Source organism: Micromonospora sp. M71_S20 (assembly GCF_003664255.1).
Classification (GTDB): domain Bacteria; phylum Actinomycetota; class Actinomycetes; order Mycobacteriales; family Micromonosporaceae; genus Micromonospora.
Window position 1 is genome coordinate 3,079,775 of record NZ_RCCV01000001.1, and the last position, 20,893, is coordinate 3,100,667.

13 protein-coding genes and 2 pseudogenes are annotated in these 20,893 nt (G+C 71.4%); 14 read left to right on the forward strand and 1 reads right to left on the reverse strand.

Annotated features, from left to right (window positions below):
* Positions 1-226: 226 nt before the first annotated feature.
* Positions 227-466: a hypothetical protein gene (locus DER29_RS13935; RefSeq protein WP_233599786.1), complete on the reverse strand. Its 240-nt coding sequence runs from the start codon at positions 464-466 to the stop codon at positions 227-229.
* 298 nt (positions 467-764) lie between these two features.
* Between DER29_RS13935 and DER29_RS13940 the strand changes: the two are divergent.
* The 14 genes and pseudogenes from DER29_RS13940 to DER29_RS14000 form a co-directional block, all read left to right on the forward strand.
* Positions 765-1,088: pseudogene (locus DER29_RS13940) on the forward strand (hypothetical protein); the annotation flags it as partial.
* Positions 1,089-2,523: 1,435 nt separating this feature from the next.
* The gene (locus DER29_RS13945) at positions 2,524-3,843 is read left to right on the forward strand and encodes a diaminobutyrate--2-oxoglutarate transaminase family protein (protein WP_199729271.1); all 1,320 of its coding nucleotides are present in this window, start codon (positions 2,524-2,526) and stop codon (positions 3,841-3,843) included.
* 147 nt (positions 3,844-3,990) lie between these two features.
* Positions 3,991-5,019 carry a class I SAM-dependent methyltransferase gene (locus DER29_RS13950; RefSeq protein ID WP_121397723.1) on the forward strand — a complete coding sequence of 343 codons (1,029 nt, stop codon included), beginning with the start codon at positions 3,991-3,993 and terminating at the stop codon, positions 5,017-5,019.
* 32 nt (positions 5,020-5,051) lie between these two features.
* Complete coding sequence (locus DER29_RS13955; RefSeq protein WP_121397724.1) at positions 5,052-6,305, forward strand: cytochrome P450; 1,254 nt, start codon at positions 5,052-5,054, stop codon at positions 6,303-6,305.
* 11 nt (positions 6,306-6,316) lie between these two features.
* Positions 6,317-7,231 (forward strand): diiron oxygenase, encoded by a 915-nt coding sequence (locus DER29_RS13960; protein WP_158619019.1) that lies wholly within the window; start codon positions 6,317-6,319, stop codon positions 7,229-7,231.
* Complete coding sequence (locus DER29_RS13965) at positions 7,206-8,177, forward strand: ornithine carbamoyltransferase (RefSeq protein WP_121397726.1); 972 nt, start codon at positions 7,206-7,208, stop codon at positions 8,175-8,177. Before DER29_RS13960 ends, DER29_RS13965 begins: the two co-directional genes overlap by 26 nt.
* Positions 8,178-8,321: 144 nt before the next feature.
* Entirely contained in the window at positions 8,322-10,589 is a 2,268-nt protein-coding gene (locus DER29_RS13970; RefSeq protein ID WP_199729273.1) for a non-ribosomal peptide synthetase, read from the forward strand.
* Entirely contained in the window at positions 10,586-11,314 is a 729-nt protein-coding gene (locus tag DER29_RS13975; protein ID WP_121397727.1) for a thioesterase II family protein, read from the forward strand. Before DER29_RS13970 ends, DER29_RS13975 begins: the two co-directional genes overlap by 4 nt.
* Entirely contained in the window at positions 11,311-15,888 is a 4,578-nt protein-coding gene (locus DER29_RS13980) for a non-ribosomal peptide synthetase (protein WP_121397728.1), read from the forward strand. Before DER29_RS13975 ends, DER29_RS13980 begins: the two co-directional genes overlap by 4 nt.
* Positions 15,885-17,534: a condensation domain-containing protein gene (locus DER29_RS13985; protein WP_121397729.1), complete on the forward strand. Its 1,650-nt coding sequence runs from the start codon at positions 15,885-15,887 to the stop codon at positions 17,532-17,534. Before DER29_RS13980 ends, DER29_RS13985 begins: the two co-directional genes overlap by 4 nt.
* Entirely contained in the window at positions 17,534-18,298 is a 765-nt protein-coding gene (locus tag DER29_RS13990) for a thioesterase II family protein (protein WP_121397730.1), read from the forward strand. Before DER29_RS13985 ends, DER29_RS13990 begins: the two co-directional genes overlap by 1 nt.
* Positions 18,295-19,377, forward strand: a pseudogene (locus tag DER29_RS13995) (branched-chain amino acid aminotransferase); the annotation flags it as partial. The gene DER29_RS13990 and the pseudogene DER29_RS13995, both read left to right, overlap by 4 nt.
* Before the next feature lie 30 nt (positions 19,378-19,407).
* Positions 19,408-19,614 (forward strand): phosphopantetheine-binding protein, encoded by a 207-nt coding sequence (locus DER29_RS36270; RefSeq protein ID WP_370040294.1) that lies wholly within the window; start codon positions 19,408-19,410, stop codon positions 19,612-19,614.
* Positions 19,611-20,891: an acetyl-CoA carboxylase biotin carboxylase subunit family protein gene (locus tag DER29_RS14000; protein WP_121397731.1), complete on the forward strand. Its 1,281-nt coding sequence runs from the start codon at positions 19,611-19,613 to the stop codon at positions 20,889-20,891. Before DER29_RS36270 ends, DER29_RS14000 begins: the two co-directional genes overlap by 4 nt.
* The last annotated feature ends 2 nt before the right edge of the window (positions 20,892-20,893 follow it).

The following is a 20,893-nucleotide window of genomic DNA, read 5'->3' on the forward strand; positions in this document are numbered from 1 at the left end:
CCCCCATCTGCCCTCGGGCAGCGCCTGACTCACGCCCAGCTGGCCGGCTCGCCGGGAGCCGCCTGCTCTCGGCGGCACGAGCGTGCGCCGACCCCTGGAGGTGCCGCGCCAGGTCATGCTCCTGTTCGACCTCGTCCCTCCTGGCTACGAGGACATGCCGCCGGACGCACTGCGGGCCTCGGTGGCAGACCTCGTACGACGGACCAGGCACCCTGCGACCGAGCGGTCAGGTGCCTGCATCGAGCCAACGTCGCCAGCTCGTGCGGGTAAGAGCTTGCTCGGGATGCGTGGCCACATGGAGAACGAACTGTGCTCGGAGCCGGACCAGGGGATCGTCGGCGGACGTCAGCATCTCCACCTCATGGAAGAGCAGCGAGTCGTGGCGATGACGGACCAGCCTGGCGTACAGCCAGTCCTTGCACCGGTACGGTCGCCTCAGTGCCGCGAGGATCTCCGCAAACACCATGGCAGCGTGCCATCCCCGCCCCTCCAGGAAGTGGCGGCATTGGCAGGTGTCAAGACAGGTGGTGCGGGACTCGCGGCAGATCCGGACGCCGGACGCGGCACCAACCACGGCTGGCTCAGGCGACGCGAAATCCGTTGCCTTCGTGGTCGCGCATGACGACGTCCCCGAGGGCGTCGCCGTACCGCTCCTCCGGGATCACCGTCGCGGCGGCAGTAACCAGCTTGGGCACTTTCTGCCGAATCAGCCGGGCACGCTCTGCCACGTCCCAGGGGCCTGGGTCGGCTACCCGGACGTCAATGTGACCTTCGCGGGCAAGGGCCATCAAAGAGCCGGCGGAAGCGTGCGCACGCCGTTCGAGCGCCACCGATACCGACCGAAACTGTCCCGCCGACAGTGGGCCGCCAACCGTGGTCATGCCCGGCTCCGCGCCTGTGGCGAGGGAGCCATCGCCACGCTGAAGACCTGGAAGGTGCCGTCCGGGCTGCGCTGCTGTCCCCGCCGCGCCACGGTGATCGCGCACGCCATCCTCGTCCTGCACCGCGTCGGAGACCAGCCGCAAGTGAGGATGAAACGGCTCAACGCATACCGGGCTGGACAACCCGAGCCGAACGGCGCCGGATAGCACATCCGGATGTTGTCGTAGACACCTGCTCGGCACGGTGGTCACCAAGCCGCCTGGCACCTTCTCGCTGATGTGATCGGCGAGCGCACCACCGATACGGCGGTACACCGTTCCGCGGGTTCCGTGGCCAACCGCACATGAGTCCTGGCGGCCTCGCATTGCGAGGAGCAACGGCGAGCAGCCCGCCAACGATCACGAGAAACGCCCGCCGGTCGAGCCGAAGCTCCTCGTTCAGTGCATGCCGAAAGGGTGCGCGAATAGCACGACCCGCATTGACCCGCAGCCGAGTCGTGACCAGGCATGCGATCCCTCGAACGCTGCTGCGCACCTATGGCGGTGGCGCGGCCGTCCTGCTGCATCCTCAGATCGCGGCCGGACCTTGGCGCCGATCCGAAATTCCGCTCCACACTCATTTGACGGGAAGGCGCGAAAGGCGCGATGACCCCTCAATTCGTGCTCCACCAGCAACGCCGAAAATGCCAACGCCCTTGTCTGCCGTGCCGCCCGCGCCTGTGGCCTATCTCAAGGGAATGGCAATCAGCAATCCGAGTTGCGCATTCGTCGACAGGTCCTCACCGCGAGCGTGAAATGATTCCGTCGCCCCGCAGTCTCGACCGGAATGTCAAGGTGCGTTGGAGCCCTGGTGTCGGGCCGGCCGAAGTGCGGAGCCGAGGACCACCGCGACGTCGCGGTTCGGCATGAGCACGCGCGGTGCCGAGCGCCTGGCTGGTCCGGGCGTGGTGTGCGGACCGGGACGACTCGGGGCGCGGACCAGTCCGGCTTGCTGCCTGACGTTGTTCGGAGGTCGACTGTCCGGCGTCGATCGCATCTTGACGACGCCTGGTACGGATCGCCTGGCCGCAGCCGGCAAGGTGGCGGCTCGCCCGCACGGCTGTCAGGGGCGTCGGTCGGCCGCGTCCACGAGTTCCCCGTTCTTCGCGGACTGGTGCTCCGCCCGCCTTCCGTGGGTGCCTCTGCCCACAACCAGGTCACTGTCACGGGGCGGATGGCGGCAATCACTTTGGGTGCGTTCCGTTGCGGCGGGCAGGCATTCGCTGTTCGCAGGGTAATGAGATCTTGGTCCTGCGCGACTTGTCCTGCGTGCTTTAGGGGTGTGATCCATGTCACATTTGGACCAAAAGATCGAACTGATACGGTTGCCGCCGGTCAACGAATTATCCAATAGGTATTCCTGCGTCGAAACTCTCCTGTGCGCCGACGCGGGTCTTATGTAGGGCATCCCCCACGTCACGCGCAGCGGGTAGGGCGACGGCGGCGGCGGACTCAGCAATGCGTCCATGGGGGATTCTCGAGGAGTCGGCATGCATCGCGGCTGGTCTTCGGCATCTGCGTCAGCAGCAATAGTTTACTTGCGGAATATCGGTGTGATCTGGTGGACTTGAGCTGGGATCCAACAACCATGTCAGCTGATTCCGTGTACAGCTACGTGCGTGAGCGCGAGTCCGGCGCTCGTACCTATGCCGACAACGTCGACCGCGTCATAGAGCGGGGCTCGCTCGCCCGGCTGTGGGACACCGAAGGTCGGGAGTACCTGGACTGCCTCTCGGTCGCGGGCACGTTGGCCCTGGGGCACAACCATCCCGCCGTCACCCAGGCGGTGCTGAGCTTCATCGGGTCCGGCCATGTGCAGCAGGCGCTCGATCTGACCACGCCGGCCAAGTACCGGTTCCTCCGCCAGTTGTTCGACGTGTTGCCCGCGGACTTCAGTGCTTCCGCGAAGGTCCAGTTCTGTGGGCCGTCCGGCGCGGACGCGACGGAGGCGGCGGTCAAGCTCTTCAAGACCGCCACCGGCAGGCGCACGGTCCTCGCCTTCCACGGCGCCTACCACGGCATGACGGCGGGTTCGCTCAGCCTGACCGGCAACCTGTCCGCCAAGCAGTCGGTTGCCTCGCTCATGCCGGACACGCACTTCCTGCCCTACCCGTACGACTACCGATGCCCGTTCGGCATCGGCGGGGAAGCGGGTGTGCAGGCGAACCTGCACTACCTGGAACGGGTACTCACCGATCCGGAGAGCGGGATCACGACCCCGGCCGCGGTGTTCGTCGAAGCCGTGCAGGGGGAGGGCGGCGTGATCCCGGCGCCGGTGTCCTGGCTGCGCGGACTGCGGGAGCTGACCTCCAGGCTGGACATCCCGCTGGTGATCGACGAGATCCAGACGGGGTTCGGGCGGACCGGCTCCATGTTCGCGTTCGAGGAGGCGGGTGTCCGGCCGGACGCCGTGCTGATGTCGAAAGCCCTCGGCGGTGGCTACCCGATCGCGCTGGTGGCCTACGACTCCCGCTACGACGCGTGGGGCCCGGGCGCGCACGCCGGCACGTTCCGGGGCAACCAGATAGCCATGGTCGCGGGCACCACCACGATGTCCGTGATCAAGGACGAGGGCCTGGTGGAGGCGGCGGCGACCAAGGGCAAGCTGCTCGCCGCAGGGCTGGCCGAACTCGCCGAACGTCATCCCGAGATCGGCGACGTGCGTGGCCGCGGGCTGATGTGGGGGATGGAGGTCGTGGACGCCGGCCTGCCCGCCGACGCGCTGGGCGCCCATCCGGCCGACGGCGCGCGCGCCGCCCTGATCAAGCGTCGTTGCCTCGAGCTGGGCCTGATCGTCGAACGCGGCGGCCGTCATGGTGCCGTGCTGCGGCTGCTGCCTCCGCTGGTCATCACCGAGGACGAGATCCAGGAAGTGCTCGAGAAGCTCGGGGAGGCATTCGAGACGGCCGGCGACCGCACATGACAGACGCCACCGTCCCACCGTGCAACCCGGTCCCGCGCTCCGGCGTACGGACCGCGCAACCGTCGTTCAGACCACCGGCCATTCCAGCGGACGTAGTCCCGCCGACCCGCGAGCGCGGGCCGGTCATCGAAACCATTGGGGTAGGACATGCTGACTCCTGACTACACGTACGAGCACGACTTCGCCGCCGAGTGCGCGGCGGCCGGAGAGGCGCCGCGCATCGCCGCCGCCGCCGCGCTGCTCGAGATGGGAGATCGGCTCGGCCTCGTCTCCCTGATCGCGACCGGCGACGAGGTGACCGTCGAATCGCTGGCCAAGGCGGCAGACCTGCCGGAGGCCGGGGTGGCCGGCTACTGCGAGGCCCTGGAGTCGGCCGGCATCATCGTCCCGGTGGGGACCTCCGGCACGACCTTCCGCGCGGCGGACGACTTCGCGCAGATCCGCCACCAGGCCGGTTTCGTCTCCTGGACGATGAACGCCAACCGGCCGTTCATCGAGAACGCCCGCAAGTTCCTGACCGACCCGTCCCTCGGTAGCGGCATCGACATGCGCGACGGCCGCGAGGTCGCGGTCAGCTCCGAGTGGATGGGTTCCAAGGCCTTCTACCCCGCCGCGCTGTCCACGATCCTCAAGTCGAAGCCGGAGGTCGTCGTCGACCTCGGCGCGGGTACGTGCCGTCTGCTGATCGAGGTCCTGCAGCGGGTGCCGCACAGCCGGGCCGTCGGGCTCGACCTGGACGGTCCGTCGTGCGCGGCTGCCCGGCAGGCGGGCGAGGCCGCGGGAGTGGGCGACCGGCTGCGCGTCGTGGAGCGGTCGATCCAGTCCATCGCGGACGACCCGTCGCCGCTGGAGGGCGCGGATGTCATCCACGGCGGGTTCGTGTTCCACGACATGTTTCCCGAGGAGGAGGAGACGGCGGAACGCGTGCTGGCCAACTGCCGCGAGGCGCTGCGCGAGGGCGGGATCATGGCCCTCACCGAGGCCGTCCCGTACGTGCGTAACGAGCGTGAGCGTCGGTTCAGCGCCGCGGTCACCTACTACCACCGACAGTTCATGAAGCGTCGTCTGCAGAGCGAGGACGAGTGGAAGGCCCGGCTCCGCGCGGCCGGGTTCACCCACGTCGAGTCGATCGAGCTGGCCTTCCCGACGGGCCGCCTGTTCGTGGCGCAGCGCTGACCGATCCTCCGAACCCAACCCGTGGAGACCGCATGGACACGGTGGCACAGTGCCCGTTCGCGGCAGGCGCGGGCGTCGACCTTGTTGATGCCGACCTGTATGGCAGCGGCGACCCGCACGCGATCTGGGCCGAGCACCGGAGAGACAGCCCGGTGCGCTGGCAGCAGGTCGGCGCCGACAAGGGCTTCTGGTCGGTGACCCGGCACGCGGACATCAGCCGCGTGCTGCGCGAACACGAGACCTTCAGCTCGCAGCAGGGCACCCTGCTGAACCTGCTCGGCGCGGGCGACCCCGCGAGCGGCAGTCAGCTCGCGGTCACCGATCCGCCGCGACACGGCGAGATGCGCGAGCCACTGCAGCGCGCGCTGTCGATCCGCGCGGCCGAGAACTACCAGGCCGACATCCGCGCGTTGGTGGCCGATCTGGTGGCGCCGTTGGCCGAGGGCGGCCCGTTCGACCTCGCCGAGGCGATGTCCAGCCTCCCGATGGCGGTCACCGGGACGATGATGGCCATTCCCGCGGCGGACTGGCCGTTGCTGACCCGGGCCGCCATCGCCGCGCTGGCCGCCGACGATCCCGCCTACCAGTTCCGGGGCAGCGCGGAGGCGACGCTGCGTCGGTCCCACCGGGAGATCTTCGCCTACTTCCAGGACGTAGTCACGAGCAGGCGTAAGCACCCCGGCGACGACCTGATCGGCACGTTGCTGACCATGCGGGTGGACGGGAAGGGCCTGACCGACGGCCAGATCACGGCCAACTGCTACAGCCTGCTCATCGGCGCGATCGTGACGACGCCGCAGGTCGTCACGTCGGCCGTGGCGCAGCTGGCGGGCACCGGCGAGCTGGACCGGTGGGCGGACGACCCGAGCCTGATGAACACCGCGGTCGAGGAAGCGGTGCGGTGGGCGTCGCCGACGAACCACTTCATGCGCTACGTGGTCCGGGACACCGAACTCGCCGGCGTGCCGATCCGCGCCGGCGAGGCGGTGGTCACCTGGCTTGGATCGGCGAACCGGGACGAGGCGGTGTTCCGCGATCCGTTCCGCTTCGACATCGCGCGCAAGCCGAACAAGCACATCGCGTTCGGCGTCGGCCCGCACTACTGCATCGGCCACACCATCGCCCGGGTGACACTGCGGATCGCGTTCGCCGAGCTGTTGGGCAACTTCACCGATCTGCAACTGGCGGCGAAACCGGTACGGCTGCGGTCGAACATCATCGCCGGTATCCGTGAGCTCAAGGTCACGGGGCGCCGTCGGAGTTCACCCGCCGCGGTCATCGGCTAGGAGGGGACCTGGTGCGCGCCTTCAAATCCTGGTACGAGGACGCCGGTGTCCGCGTCGGACCCCGCCGGCGACCCGGAGACGACCTCGACAAGAAGTTCTTCCCGGAGCACCTCATTCCGCATCTGGGGCATCCGCTGGTGCAGGACGCACCGGAGGAACTGCGCCGGTACCTGTCGGCCCAGCACCTGTACCAGTGGCTGAACTTCACCGCGGAGTTCGAGGTAGCCGTCGTCATGCGCGCGACGCAGCAGATCGCCGACGGTCGCAGCGGCGTACCGCTGGCACGTGAGCTGCGCCGGGACGCGATGCGGATCTGCGTCGACGAGCGGTACCACGCGCTGTACAGCGTGGACGTCGTCGATCTGATCGAGGACAGCACCGGCATCCCGTCGCTGCCGTACGACTTCGCGCCGTTCCTCGCTCATCTCGACGGTGTCGGGGACAGCTACCCGCAGCACCGCGAGCTGGTCCAGCTGCTGCAGGTCGTGGTCTTCGAAACGCTGATCACCTCGCTCATCGAAGACGTCCCGAAGGACCCCGAGGTGATGACGGTCGTACGCGACACGGTGCGCGACCACGCCGAGGACGAGCGCCGCCACCACGCCTACTTCGCGGTGTTCTTCAAGGAACTCTGGGCCCAGCTGGGTAGTTCCGAGCGGGAACTGGTGTCGCGGCTGCTCCCGGAGGTGATCATCCGGTCCCTGCAGCCCGCCACCCAGGCGGCGCGCGCCGCGCTCGGTGTGGCCGGGTTCTCCGCGGCCCACACCGACCAGATCGTCGCCGAGTCCTTCGACCGCACGTCGGTCATGGCCGGCATCGTCGTCGCCTCTGCCAAGACGGTGGCGCTACTGGAGCGCTGCGGAGTGCTCGACCTCCCCGGTGCCCGAGAGAGGTTCCAGAATGCCGGATTCACCACTGTCCGCTGAGACCCGCGTCGGCCAGCCGCTGCTGTCGCTGTCCGCCCTCACCCCGGACGACCTCGGCTTCGTCGCCGACCTGGCGTCGGAGTTCGGCCGCGATCCCGGCCGTTTCGCCGGCCTGCTGGCGGGCTCGCGGGTCGGGCTGCTGTTCACCGCGCCGTCGACCCGCACGCGTACGTCCTTCTGGAGCGCCGCGACCACGCTGGGCTGCCACATCATCCACTTCGGGCCGGGCGACATCCAGGTGAGCACGGGAGAGACCTGGCGCGACACGGGTTTGGTGCTGGCCACCTACCTGGACGCCGTGGTCGCCCGTACGAACGGGCCACAGGCGGACCTGGCGGAGATGGCGACCGCGATGCCCGCCACGGTGAACGCGTTGACGAAGGAGGAACACCCCACCCAGTCGATCGCCGACCTGAGCGCGTTGCGCGATCACTTCGGCCCCGACGCGCGGCCGAGGATCGCGTACCTCGGGCTGGTGAACAACACGGCGCGTTCGCTCGCGCAGCTCGTGGCGCTGCGGGACGGGATGCGGCTCGACGTCTACAGCCCGGCGGGCCACGGACTGGGCGAGGCCGAGTTGGCCGAGCTGAACCGGCTGGCCGGGCGGGAGGCGGTGCGCCAGTTCGACACGATCCCGGTCGAGCCGGACCCCGTCGACGCCGTCTACACCTGCCGGTGGCAGTCGATGGGATCTGCTCCCGAGCGGGCGGGCGAGGGCTGGATCGAAGCGTTCCGGCCGTTCGCGGTCTCGCGCGAGACGCTGCGCCGCTTCGGCGGCGGCGAACCGGCCGTGTTCATGCACGACCTGCCCGCGAGGCGTGACGAGGAGGCCACCTCGGATGTGCTCGACGGCGAGGGCTCGCTGGTCGCCCGGCAGGTCTTCCACAAGAGGTCGGCGGCCGCCGCCGCGCTGATCTGGACCCTGCGTGGCCGTGACATCGGCTGAATCCCCCTCCCGCAGACGTCACGTAAGGAGAACCGTGCCCAACGAAAGACCGTCCACCGGCGAGTTCGCGGTGGTCCTCAACGACGAGAGCCAGCGGCCGAGCTGGCTCGCGTGCCGCCTCCGCGAGGCAGCCGGAGGGAAGTGGTGACCGTCTCGACCTCCACCACCGAGGCCGCGCTCGACCTGGGCACGGCCGAGAAGCTCGCGGCCGTCGTCGTGGCGTCGCACCGACGGTCGCTCGACGAGCGCGTGGTGCTCGACCTCCAGTTGGGTGACCGCGCGGGGACCGAGATCGTCGACGTGCCGGGCACCAGCACGTTCGCCGTGTTGCGCGAGCGACTGCGCACTGCGGGCACCGTGACCGGTGATGCCTCCGAGCCCTCGGTACGCGTCGTACTGCCGGGTGCCGTCGTCCCGTTCGCGGGACCTGTCGTCGAGCTTCTTCCGGAGGGTGTCCGCGTCCACCCCGGTGACCCGGCTGCCGGCTGGGACGCCGCCGAGGCCGATCTCTTCGCCGATCTCGTCGGTCGGGTGCTCGCCGCCGGCCGCGCGCAGGCGGACGTTCCGGTCACCCGGCTGCGTCTCACCCGACCGGACGAGCCCGCCTTCTGGGGAGACCCGGACGCCCCGGTCCCGGTCGAGCGGTTGGAGAAGCTGATCGCGAGGCACGCGGTGGACCGCCCGGACGCACCGGCCGTGAGCTGCGGAGATGTCCGGATCAGCTACCGCGAGCTGGACGAGCGCGCGAACGCGGGCGCCGAGGTGTTGCGGCGGCACGGGGTACGCCCCGACGACGTCGTCGGGTTGTTCGGTGAGCGCTCGGCCGAACGCGTCGTCGCCCTGCTCGCCATCCTCAAGGCCGGCGCGGCCTACCTCGCGCTGAATCCGGACGACCCGGCGTCGCGGCTCGCCATGCAGCTACGGGACGCCGGGGCCCGGCTCGTCGCCGCCGAACCCGCCTTCGTCGACGCGGTGCCCGAGGATGTCGCGACGCTACCGCTGGACGAGCTGGCCCCGGTCGAGGGGACCGCGACAGCTCCGCTGTTCGCGGCCGGCCCGGATCACCTGGCGTACGTCTGCTACACGTCCGGATCGACCGGGGTGCCGAAGGGGGTGGGCGTCCCGCACCGTGCCGTCGCGCGCCTGGTGTGCGGCCCGAACTGGGTGGACCCGCGGCCGGACGACGTCTTCCTGCAGCTCTCGCCGCTCTCGTTCGACGCGGCGACCGTCGAGATCTTCTCCGCGCTGGTGAACGGCGGGCACCTGGCCGTGCTGCCGCCCGGTCGGGTGGAGCCCGACCGGCTGGAGGAGACCGTGCGGCGGGAGGGCGTCACCGTGCTGCTGCTGCCGACCGGTCTGCTCCACTACACGATCGAGGCGCGGCCCGGCCTGTTCACCGGCGTGCGGCACGTGCTGACCGGTGGTGACGTGGCATCCGCGTCGCTCGTGCGGCAGCTGTTCAGCCATCACCCCGGGATGCTGTTCACCAACGGCTACGGCCCCACGGAGAACACCTCGTACACGACGTGCTGGACGTCCCGGACGCCGCCCGCCACCGCGAACGTGTCGATCGGTGACCCGGTCAGCGGGTCCTCGGTGGCGGTACTCGACGAGGGCCTGCACCCGGTCCCCGCGGGCGTGTGCGGGGAGCTGTACGCGGCCGGCGACGGCCTGGCCCGCGGCTACCTCTCCCGCCCCGGCGCCACGGCCGACCGGTTCATGCCGCACCCGGACGTTCCGGGCGCCCGGATGTACCGCACCGGTGACCTGGCCCGGCGGGCCGCCGACGGCACCGTGGTCTTCGTCGGCCGTGCCGACGACCAGGTCAAGGTCAACGGTTACCGGGTCGAACCGGGGGAGATCGAGGACGCGCTGCTGCGCCAGCCGGAGGTCGCCCAGGCCGCCGTCACGGTGCAGCGCGACGAGAACGGCACGGCGACCCTGATCGCCTACGCCGTGCCCGCCGCGGAGGCCACCCCGGAACTCGGCGCGCGGCTGCGCGAGCGCCTGCGCGATTCGCTGCCCGCCTACATGATCCCCACGGCGGTGCTCGTCCGGCCAGGTCTCGCGATCACCCCCAACGGCAAGCTGGACCGCAACGCGCTGCCCGCCGTCCACCGCCATCCCCGCAACGTGTGGAACGACTACGTCCCGCCGAGCAGCCCGACCGAGATGCAGCTGGCGGAGATGTGGGGCGAGCTGATCGGTGTGGAACCGGTCGGCGTCGAGGACGATTTCTTCGAGCTCGGCGGCCACTCGCTGCTCGCCGCCGAGCTGATGGCCAAGGTGAGTCGGGACATGAGGGTGGAGGTGTCCGCGCGGACGCTCTACCTCCAGCCCACGGTCGCCGAGATGGCCGCCGCGATCGAGGAAGCCATCGCCGATGGCCGGACGAACGAGGTCTCCGGGTGACTGCCACAGCGCGACGCGGCAAGTGGTTTCTGAAGGAGCCGCGCGCCGACGCCTCCGCCAGGATCTTCCTGCTGCCCTACTCCGGGTGTGGCGCGACGATGTACCGGCAGTGGCCGTCGATGCGCGACGGGGTGGAGTTCTGCGCGGTCCAGCTTCCCGGCCGGGAGAACCGGATGCGCGAACCCGCGTTCGACTCCTACGAGCAGATGGCCCTCGCCCTCGCCGAGGCGCTGCGGCCGTACCTCGACGTGCCGTTCGGGCTGTTCGGGCACTGCAGCTCGGCGCTCGCGGCGTTCGAGACCGCGGCGCGCCTCTGCGAGACGGGGCCGGCGCCCGCGCGACTGTTCGTGTCCTCGGAGGTGGCTCCGCAGGATGGCCCGTACGGCTACTTCCTCGGCCTCGACGACGAGGGGCTGTCGCGTGAGCTGGCCGGGCTGCTCATCGGTATGGGCGTCCAGCCGCATCCGGGGCTCATCGACCTCACGCTCGGTGTGCTGCGGCACGACGTCGACGTGAACAAGCGCTACGTCAAGCCCGATCCGCCTGTCCTGTCCTGCCCGATCACGTCGATCGGTTGGCGGGACGACTACGGTGTCGAGCCCCGGCTGATGGACGGCTGGTCGCGGTGCGGCGAGACGCAGACGGTGCTGTTCGACGGTGGACACTACGAGTTCGTCGGCGCGCCGGACGGGCTGCTCGACCTGCTGGTCCGGGGAGTCCGATGACCGGTCGTTTGTCGGCCGCCAAGCAGCGCCTGCTGTCGTCGCGTCGAGGGGCCGGCGCTGCCGTCCCCCGACGCGATCAGGACGTGCCGGTGGAGGCGACGCACCAGCAGCGGGCGCTGTGGTTCCTCGACCGGTACCTGGGCGCCGGCGCGAACTCGGCGTACAACCTGTACCACGCACTGCGGCTGCGCGGCGATCTCGACGTCGATGTCCTGCGGGAATGCCTGCGGCAGCTCGTGGCGCGCCACGACGCGCTGCGCACGTCCTTCGCGGAGTCTTCGGACGACCGGCTGTTGCTGCGGGTCGCGCCCGTTCCCGACACCTTCCCGCTGACGGTCGGTCCGACAGGCCCCGACCTCACCGCGACGGTACTGGCCGAGGCGTCGGTGCCGTTCGATCTCGCGTCCGGGCCGCTGTTCCGGGCTGCGCTGTTCGAAGCGTCCCCGCGCGAGCACGTGTTGCTGCTGGTCGCGCACCACACCGTGTTCGACGGCGCGTCGCTCGACCTGGTGACGGCTGAACTGGCCGCCTCGTACGCGGGGCGGGACGTCGAGCCGCCACCGGTCGACTTCGCGGACTGGGCGGCGTACACGCACGGGCCGGAGCACCACGCGGTGATCGCGGCGCGGCTCGACGCCGCCGTCGCGCGGCTGTCCGGGGCGCCGCCGCTGCTCGACCTGCCGACGGACCGGCCGCGCGGGCCGGAGCTGTCGACGGCGGGCGGCACGGTGTCGATCGGCGCCGACGCGGCGGCGCTGAGCGAGCTGTGCCGCGCCGAGGGCGTCACGATGTTCACGGCGGTGCTGGCCGCCTACCAGCTGCTGTTGTCCCGCTGGTCCGGGCAGTCCGACGTCTGCGTCGGCATGCCGGTGGCCGGGCGCGGGCGGGCGGAACTGGCCCGCGTCGTCGGCTGCTTCGTCGCGACCGGGGTCGTGCGGACGACGGTCGACCCCGGGTTGACGTTCCGCGCGCTGCTGGCCCGTGTCGCGTCGGCGGTGCACGCCGCCCGGGAGGACGCCGACGTGCCGTTCGAGCAGGTGGTCGCGCGCCTGCGTCCGGACCGGGCGACCGGCCACAACCCCGTGTTCCAGGTGTTCCTCGACGTGGTCGCGGACCAGGGCGCACCCGAGTGGCGCGGCCTGACCGCCGAGCCTGTGGTGTTGCCGGTACGCGAGGCGAAGTTCGACCTCAGCCTCACCGTGACGGGGCGCGGGGACGGCATCGTCGCCGAGCTGACCCACCGCACGGACCTCTTCGACGCCGCCACCGCGTCGCGCTTCCTCGACCAGTTCGTGACACTGCTGGACCGGCTCACCGCGCGTCCCGACGTCCCGGTGGCCGACGTCTGCGCCCTGTCCGAGGCCGAGATCGCACAGTGGCGCGCCGACGGCAGCGGGGACCTCGTCCCGGTGCCCGACGTGACGCTGCCGCAGGCCCTCGCGGCGGCCGTCGCCGACCACGCCGACGAGATCGCCGTCCGGTCAGGCGAGGACTCGCTGACCTACGCGGAGCTGGACCGGCGCGCCACCGCGCTGGCACACCGCCTGGTGGCGGCGGGTGCTGGCCCCGGCGCCACCGTCGCCGTCGCCGTGCCGCGTTCGCTCGACCTGGCCGTCGCGCTGGGCGCGGTGCTGCGCGCGGGTGCGGCGTACCTGCCGATCGACCTCGACCATCCGGCCGACCGGCTGCGTTTCGTGCTGGACGACGCGCGCCCGGTGTGTGTGCTGACCACGTCGGCGTCCGTGGAGGTGTTCGCCGGGGTGCTCGTCCTGGCGGTCGACGCCGACCCGGCGACCGCGCCGCGACCGCTGCCTGCCCCGCACCCGCTCGACCCCGCCTACGTGATCTACACCTCCGGCTCGACGGGGCGTCCCAAGGGAGTCGCGGTGCCGCACCGTGGCATCGTCAACCGGTTGCGGTGGATGCAGCACGCGTATGGCCTCGTGCCGGGGGAGCGGGTGTTGCAGAAGACGCCGACCACGTTCGACGTGTCGGTGTGGGAGCTGTTCTGGCCGTTGGTCGAGGGCGCCACCCTCGTCTTCGCCCCGCCCGGCGCGCACCGCGATCCCCTCGCGCTGGCGCGGCTCGTGGTCCGGGAACGGATCACGACGATGCACTTCGTCCCGTCGATGCTGGGCGCGTTCCTGGAGGAGCCGGAGGCCGCGCGGGCCGGCGACTGCCTGCGCCGCGTGGTGTGCAGCGGCGAGGAGTTGCCGGCGGCGACGGTGGCGCGTTTCGCCGCGGTGCTGCCGGGTGTCGAGCTGCACAACCTGTACGGCCCCACCGAGGCGTCGGTCGACGCCACCGCGTGGGCGTGCGGGCCCGAGGACGCCACGGCGGCGCCGCCCATCGGGCGTCCCGTGTGGAACACGGGCGCGCGGGTGCTCGACGACCGGCTCGGCCCGGTGCCTGTGGGCGTGGCCGGCGAGCTCTACCTGTCCGGGGTCCAGCTCGCGCTGGGTTACCACCGACGGCCGGGGCTGACCGCTGAGCGGTTCCTGCCCGACCCGTGGGGGCAGCCCGGCAGCCGCATGTACCGCACCGGTGACCTGGTGCGACGACGCCCGGACGGTGCCCTCGTCTTCCTCGGACGCGCGGACCACCAGGTGAAGCTGCACGGCCAGCGGATCGAACTCGGCGAGATCGAACAGGTCCTGCGGGACGCCCCGTCGGTCGGCTCCGCCGTCGTCGTGGTCCGCAGCGACCGTCCCGGCATGGCGCAACTGGTCGCCTACGTCACCGCCGCGCCCGGGACGACCCCGGACGGGCCGGAACTGATCGCGCGGATGCGTGCCGTGCTGCCCGCCGTGATGGTGCCGGAGCAGGTGGTGGTGCTCGCCGAGTTCCCGCTCACGACCAGCGGGAAACTCGATCGGAAGGCCCTGCCGGCCCCGGCCGCGCCGCTGTCGTCGGCCAAACAGCGTCTACTCGCCAGCCGTCGCACGGTGGTCCGGGACACCCGCGTGGAGCTGCTGTGCGACCTCTTCGCGAAGCTGCTGGGCTTGGACGAGGTCGGCCCGGACGACGACTTCTTCCGGCTCGGCGGCGACAGCATCGGCTCCATCCGGCTCGTCAGCCAGGCGCGTCGCGCCGGCATCGGCTTCTCCGAGCGGGCGGTGTTCGAGCAGCGTACGCCGCGTGCGCTTGCCGCCGCGGCCACCGAACCCGTCCCGGAGTCGGGCCTCGCCTCCGGGGCCGACGACGGCGTCGGGGTCGTCCCGCTCACGCCCATCATGCGGTGGTGGTTGGCGGGCGGCGGCCCGGTCGCCGGATTCCATCAGTCGGTCCTGCTCGACCTGCCGTCGGGAGCCGGCGAGCCGGCTCTCGTCGCGCTGCTCTCCGCACTGGCCGTACGCCACGACATGCTGCGGGCCAGGCTCTCCGCCGAGGACGGGCGGACGCTGGTGGTGCCGCCCGCCGCCGAGGTGGACGCGGCCTCCTGGCTCACCCGGGTCGACGACCTGTCCCCGGCCGAGGTGCCGGTGGCCGACCGCCTCGATCCGGCACATCGCATGGTCAGCGCCTTCTGGTGCGACCGCGGCCCGGACCGGCCCGGGCAGCTGCTGCTGGCCGTGCACCACCTTGCGGTGGACGGCGTGTCCTGGCGGATCCTGCTCGACGACGTCGCGGCCGGGTGGGACGACATCACCGCCGGGCGCCCGGTGCGGCTGCCCGCCGTGCCGACCTCGTTCCGTACGTGGGCGAACAGGCTCGTGCGGGAGGCGCCCGGACGGCTCGCCGAGTTGGACGTGTGGAGGCGTGCGCTGTCCGCGCCCGAACCGCCCCTCGGCGGTCGGCTCGACCCGGCGACCGACACCGTGGGGAACGCGGGCGAGCTGGTACGCGAGGTGGAGGCGGGCCCGCTGCTCAGCGTGGTGCCCGACCGCTTCCGCGCGGGCGTGGACCACGTACTGCTGTGCGCCCTGGCGCTGGCCGTACGGAGCTGGCGCGCACGCCGGGGGACGCCGTCGCAGGTCCTGCGGGTGATGATGGAGGGCCACGGGCGGCAGGACGTCGGGCTCGACCTGTCGCGGACGGTCGGCTGGTTCACCGTGCGGCACGTGGCGGTGCTCGACCTGACCGCCACCGACACCACGGCTGCGGCACTGCGGGCCGTCAAGGAACAGGTTCGCGCCCTGCCGGACGGCGGCCTGGGCTACGGCCTGCTGCGTCACCTCACCGACAGCCCGCTGGCCGCCCTCGCGGAGCCGGAGGTCGCGTTCAACTACCTGGGCCGGTTCCGCTCCGGCGGCGCGGGCGGCCTCGTCGCGCTGGACGGCGGGACTCCCGCCGCCACCCCGCTCACCAACGCGCTCGACGTGACCGCGATCGCCTTCGACCACGCGGAGGGCGCCCGGCTGCGGACGACGTTCACGTGGGCGCCGGGCGTGCTGGACGAGGCGTCGGTGCGCCAGCTCGCCGACCTGTGGGCGGAGGCGCTGAGCACGGTGGCGGGACTGGCCGACAACTCGGACACGCCCCAGGTGACGGCGTCCGACGTGTTCGTCGACATGGACCAGGACGAGCTCGACATCCTGCGACTGGAACTCGAGTCGGACTGGGGGGCACGATGACCGGCAGGACCCATCCGGTGTCGATGGGCCAGCGCAGCATGTGGAATCTCGACCGCCTCATCGGCGGCGGGCCGGTGCACACGCTCGCCTGGCGGGTGCGGTTGCGCGGGGCGCTGGACGAGGAGGCGTTGCGCGACGCGTTCGTGGCCGTCATCGACCGCCACGAGCCGTTGCGGACCCGGTTCGCGCAGGACGCCGGCGGGCCCGTCGCGATCGTCGAGGACTCGGTCGAGCTGCCGTTTCCGGTCGACGACCTGCGCCGGCTGCCCGACGCCACGCGGCAGGCCGCGCTGCGCTGCGCCGAGGACGTGGCGACCGGTTTCGCGCTCGACCGCGCCCCGCTGCTGCGGGCCCGTCTGCTGCGCCTCGACGACGACCGGTACGACCTGCTCGTCGTCGTACACCACATCGTGTTCGACGGCATCTCGCTCGACCTGCTCCTCGACGACCTCGCCCTGGCCTACGGCGGTGGCGACAGGACGGGCCTGGACGTGAGTTACGCCGACGCCGTGGCCGAGGAACGGGAGCTGCTCACCGGTGAGCGTCGGGTCCCGTTGGCGGCGTTCTGGCGCGAGCGGCTCGCCGGGGCGCCACCGGTGGTGCTGCCACCGCCGGACCGGGAACCCGCGGTGGAGCGCTCCTGGGTCAGCCGGACGTGCAGCCGGAAGCTGCCGGACGTGAGCGGGTTCGCGCGGGGCGAGCGCTGCATGCCGTACGTGGTGTATCTCGCCGCGCTGAACGCCCTGCTGTCCCGGCTCACCGGCTCGTCCGACGTCGTCGTCGGCACCCCGGTGTCCAGCCGCCACCGCGCCAGGTTCGAGCGGCTCGTCGGCTACTTCGTGAACACGGTGGTGCTGCGGACCGAGGTCGCTGACGTGTCGTTCCGAGAGCTGGTACGCCGCCAGCGCGGGGTCGTCTTCGACGCGCTCGACCACCAGCGGCTGCCGTTCGAAGCGGTCGTCGAGGAGGTCAACCCGGGCCGCGCGAGTGGTTACAGCCCTCTTTTCCAGGTGCTGTTCGCCCTGGTCGAACCGACCCGGAAGGACGTGTTCGCCGACCTCGCCGTCGACGCCGTCGAGCCGGTCGACAACAACCGGTCGCCGTTCCCGGTGACGTTCAGCGTGATCGACGACCACCTCCAGGTGGAGTACGCGCCCGCGCTGTACGACGACGCGACGGCCGCGCGGATGGCCGAGCAGTTCGCCACGCTGCTCGACGCCGCGCTGGCCGATCCGGACGGCAGGATCGGCGAGCTGACCGCCTTCGTACCCGCACCCGCACGGGGCGAGCGTCCACCCGAGGACGCCGTCCAGGCGGCGGGCGACGAGAACCTGATCCGCGTCGTGCAGACGGTGTGGAGCGGGCATCTGCACACCGAGGTGACCGATCCGGACGCGGACTTCGTCGGACTGGGCGGGCACTCCCTCGTCGCGTCGCGGATCGCGATCGAACTCCGGGAACTGTTCGGCCTGGCGGAAGGTCTCTCCGACCTCACCGTGTTCCGCGCGCCGACACCCCGCCTGCTCGCCGGCCACCTGGCCGCCGCGCTGGGGGAGAACGCGGCCGCCGAGGCGGAGTTCGTCCTGCAACTGCTGACCATGACCGACGAGCAGGCCGAGGCGCAGCTCGCACGGGAGGAGTCGTGATGAACACGGACCGGCGCTGGTTTCCCGGCTCCCCGGCCGCCACCGAGGGGATGCAGCTGCTCTGCCTGCCACACGGCGGCGCCGGAGCCTCCGCCTACCGCTCGTGGCGGGGCAGGCTCGCCGGAACGGCCGATGTCGTGCCGGTCCAGCCGCCAGGACGGGAGGGCCGCTCCGCCGAACCCGCCGAGTGGTCCATGACCGCCATGACGGAACAGTTCCTCGAACCACTCCAGCGACGGGTGGGGGACCGGCCGTACGCGATCTTCGGGCACAGCATGGGCGCGTTGCTCGGGTACGAGGCCACGGTCGCCATGTCCGCGGCGGGACGGCCGCCCGAGCTGCTGGTCGTCTCCGGCGCGTCCGCCCCGCAGCTGCCCATGCTCAAGGAACGTCCCGTGCACAAGATGCCCGAGGACGAACTCGTCGGTCACCTGCGTGAGCTGGCGGGGACCCCGGACTCGGTACTGCGCAACGCGGACCTGCTCGAAATGCTCGTTCCGACCGTGCGCGCCGACTTCGCGGCCTGTGAGACCTACGTCCACCGGCCGCACCCGCTCCTCGACGTGCCGCTGCTGGTACTCGGCGGCGAACAGGACGCCGGCGTGCCGGTCGCGACGCTTGCTCCGTGGGGGGAACGGACGACGGCGGGCTGCGCCGTGCACACGTTCCCCGGCGGCCACTTCTTCCACTTCGACCGGACCGACCAGGTCCTGTCGCTGATCGCCGGTGCGCTCACCGGCTCGGCACGGGGAGCGATCCGATGACCAACAAGATCGATTACGTGATCAAGCCCGCCGCCCGGCTCGACGCCGCCGCCAGGGCGGAGCGGAGCCGGGACGCGACGTTCGGCCGGGTGTTCACCGAGCACATGGTCACGCTGCGCTGGAACGAGGAGTCCGGGTGGCACGACGGCCGCGTCGAGCCGCTGGCTCCGCTGTCGATCGACCCGGCGACGGTCGGCCTGCACTACGGCCAGATCGTCTTCGAAGGGCTCAAGGCGTACCGACTGGCCGACGGTGGCATCGGCGTGTTCCGCCCGGACCGCTACGCCGAACGGTTCCAGCGTTCGGCGGCGCGGCTGATGATGCCACAGCTGCCGACAGACGAGTTCGTCGGCGCGATCGAGCACCTGATCCGCCTCGACGCCGACTGGGTGCCGCGCGAGGCCGACCGCAGCCTCTACCTGCGGCCGCTGCTGTTCGCCGCCGACGCCGACCTGGCACTGGGCCCCTCGCGCAGCTACACGTTCGTGCTGATGGCGTTCGTCACGGAGATGTTCTTCGGTGCCAAGCGGGCGATCGACGTGTGGCTGTGCGAGGACTACGTGCGCGCCGCGCCCGGCGGTGTCGGGGCCGCCAAGTACGCGGGCAACTACGCGGTCACCTACGCGGCACAGGCACAGGCCACCGAGGAGGGCTGCGACCAGGTCGTCTGGCTCGACGCACGGGAACGCCGCTGGGTGGAGGAGCTCGGCGGGATGAACCTGCTCTTCGTCGAGGGGCAGGACGGGCGACTGGTCACCCCACCGCTGGCGGGCACGATCCTGCCCGGCGTGACCAGGCAGTCGATCCTGGAGCTGGCCGACACCGTCGGTCTGACCGCGGTCGAGCGCCCGATCTCCGTCGACGAGTGGGAGGAGGGCTGCCGGACCGGCCGCATCACCGAGGTGTTCGCCTGCGGCACGGCCGCCCAGATCACCTCCGTCGGACGGGTCCGGGGCCGCGACCGTGAGTGGCTGATCGGCGACGGCAGCCCAGGACCTGTCGCCGAACGGCTCGGCGCGCTGCTTGCCGGCATCCACCGGGGCACCGAGCAGGCCCCCGGCGACTGGGTGCACCGCGTCGGTGGGCCCGACGCCGACATCGGCGAGACCGTGACCCTGATCTGGCGGGAGGTCCTGGCGATCGCCGTCGACGCCGACTCGGACTTCTTCGAGTCCGGCGGGCACAGCGTGGCCGTGCTGCAGGTCCTCAACCGGATCCAGGAGCAGCTCGGCACCGAGATGTCGGTGCGTGACCTCTTCGAGAATCCCGTGCTCGGCGACTTCGTCGACGTGGTGCGGACGCGGGTGCACGGATGAGCGGGAAGCGCCCCCGGCTGCTGCTGCTCTACGCCCCCGGCGCGCTGGGACCCGTCGAGATGCTGCGCCTCCTGCGGCCCGTGGTCGACCTCGTCGTCGCCGTGCCGGATGAGTTCCGCGACGACCCGGGCGTCGCCATGCTGCGCCACTTCATCGAACCGGTGATCTTCGATCCGGAGGGCGAACTGCCGGACGCCTCCGACTGCGACGGGGTGGTCTCCTTCACCGACCTGCTGGCCCGGACCGCGGCGCAGCTCACCGACCGGTACGGCCTGCCGGGGCAGTCGCCCGAGGCGGCGCTCGCGTTGACCGACAAGGAAGTGCAACGCCGGGTGCTGGCCGAGCACGGCGTCGACACGCTGCGCACAGCGACGCTGCACCAGCCGCAGGACTGGGAGCGCGCCGTGGCACACACCGGTCTGCCCGCGGTGCTCAAGCCGCGCACGGGCGCGGGCAGCCGTAACAGCTACCGGATCGACGACGCCGACGAGGGCGCCCGGCTGGTCGAACGGCTGCTCGGTCGCGAAGAGAGCGTCATGGTCCTGGAGGAGATGCTCATCGGCGTCGACCAGGGCCGCCACGGCGACTTCTGCTCGGTGGAGAGCGCCACCTTCGACGGCGTCACCACGCACCTGCCCGTGCTGTCGAAGTACCCCCTCGTGGAGCCGTTCCGCGAGCAGGGCCAGTTCTGGCCCAGCCACCTCGACGAGGCCACCCAGCGGAGGGCGTGCGAGGTCACCACGGCCGCGCTGCGCGCGCTCGGCTTCCGGTACGGCCTGTCGCACACCGAGCTGAAGCTGACCGCGGACGGTCCGAGGGTGATCGAGGTGAACAGCCGCCTCGGCGGGTGGATGAACGAGCTGTCCACACACTCCAAGGGGCCGGACCTGGTCGTCGCCGCGGCCCGCCTGGCACTGGGTGAGCGGCCTGACCTCGACTTCGACCTCGGCCCCGGGGTGGTGTTCCAGTTCAACCACCTCGCGCCGCCGGACGCGGTGGCCATGCTCGGCGCCGAGGGCCTCGCCGAGGTGCGCGCACTCGACGGGGTGATCGCGCACCGGGTGCTGTTCGCCCCCGGCGCCAGCATGACGCCGGGGGTGTCCACCCAGGAACTGGACATGCTCAACGCCACCGCCCCCGACCAGGACGGGATGTACGCGCTGATCGGGGCCGTCTCGGCCCGGCTGCGGTTCGGGTTCCGCCTCGTCGACGGCAGCGAGGTGTGGCTGCCCGCCACCGAGCTGCCGACCGCCATCCCGGCCGCGAGCACGCGGTGAGC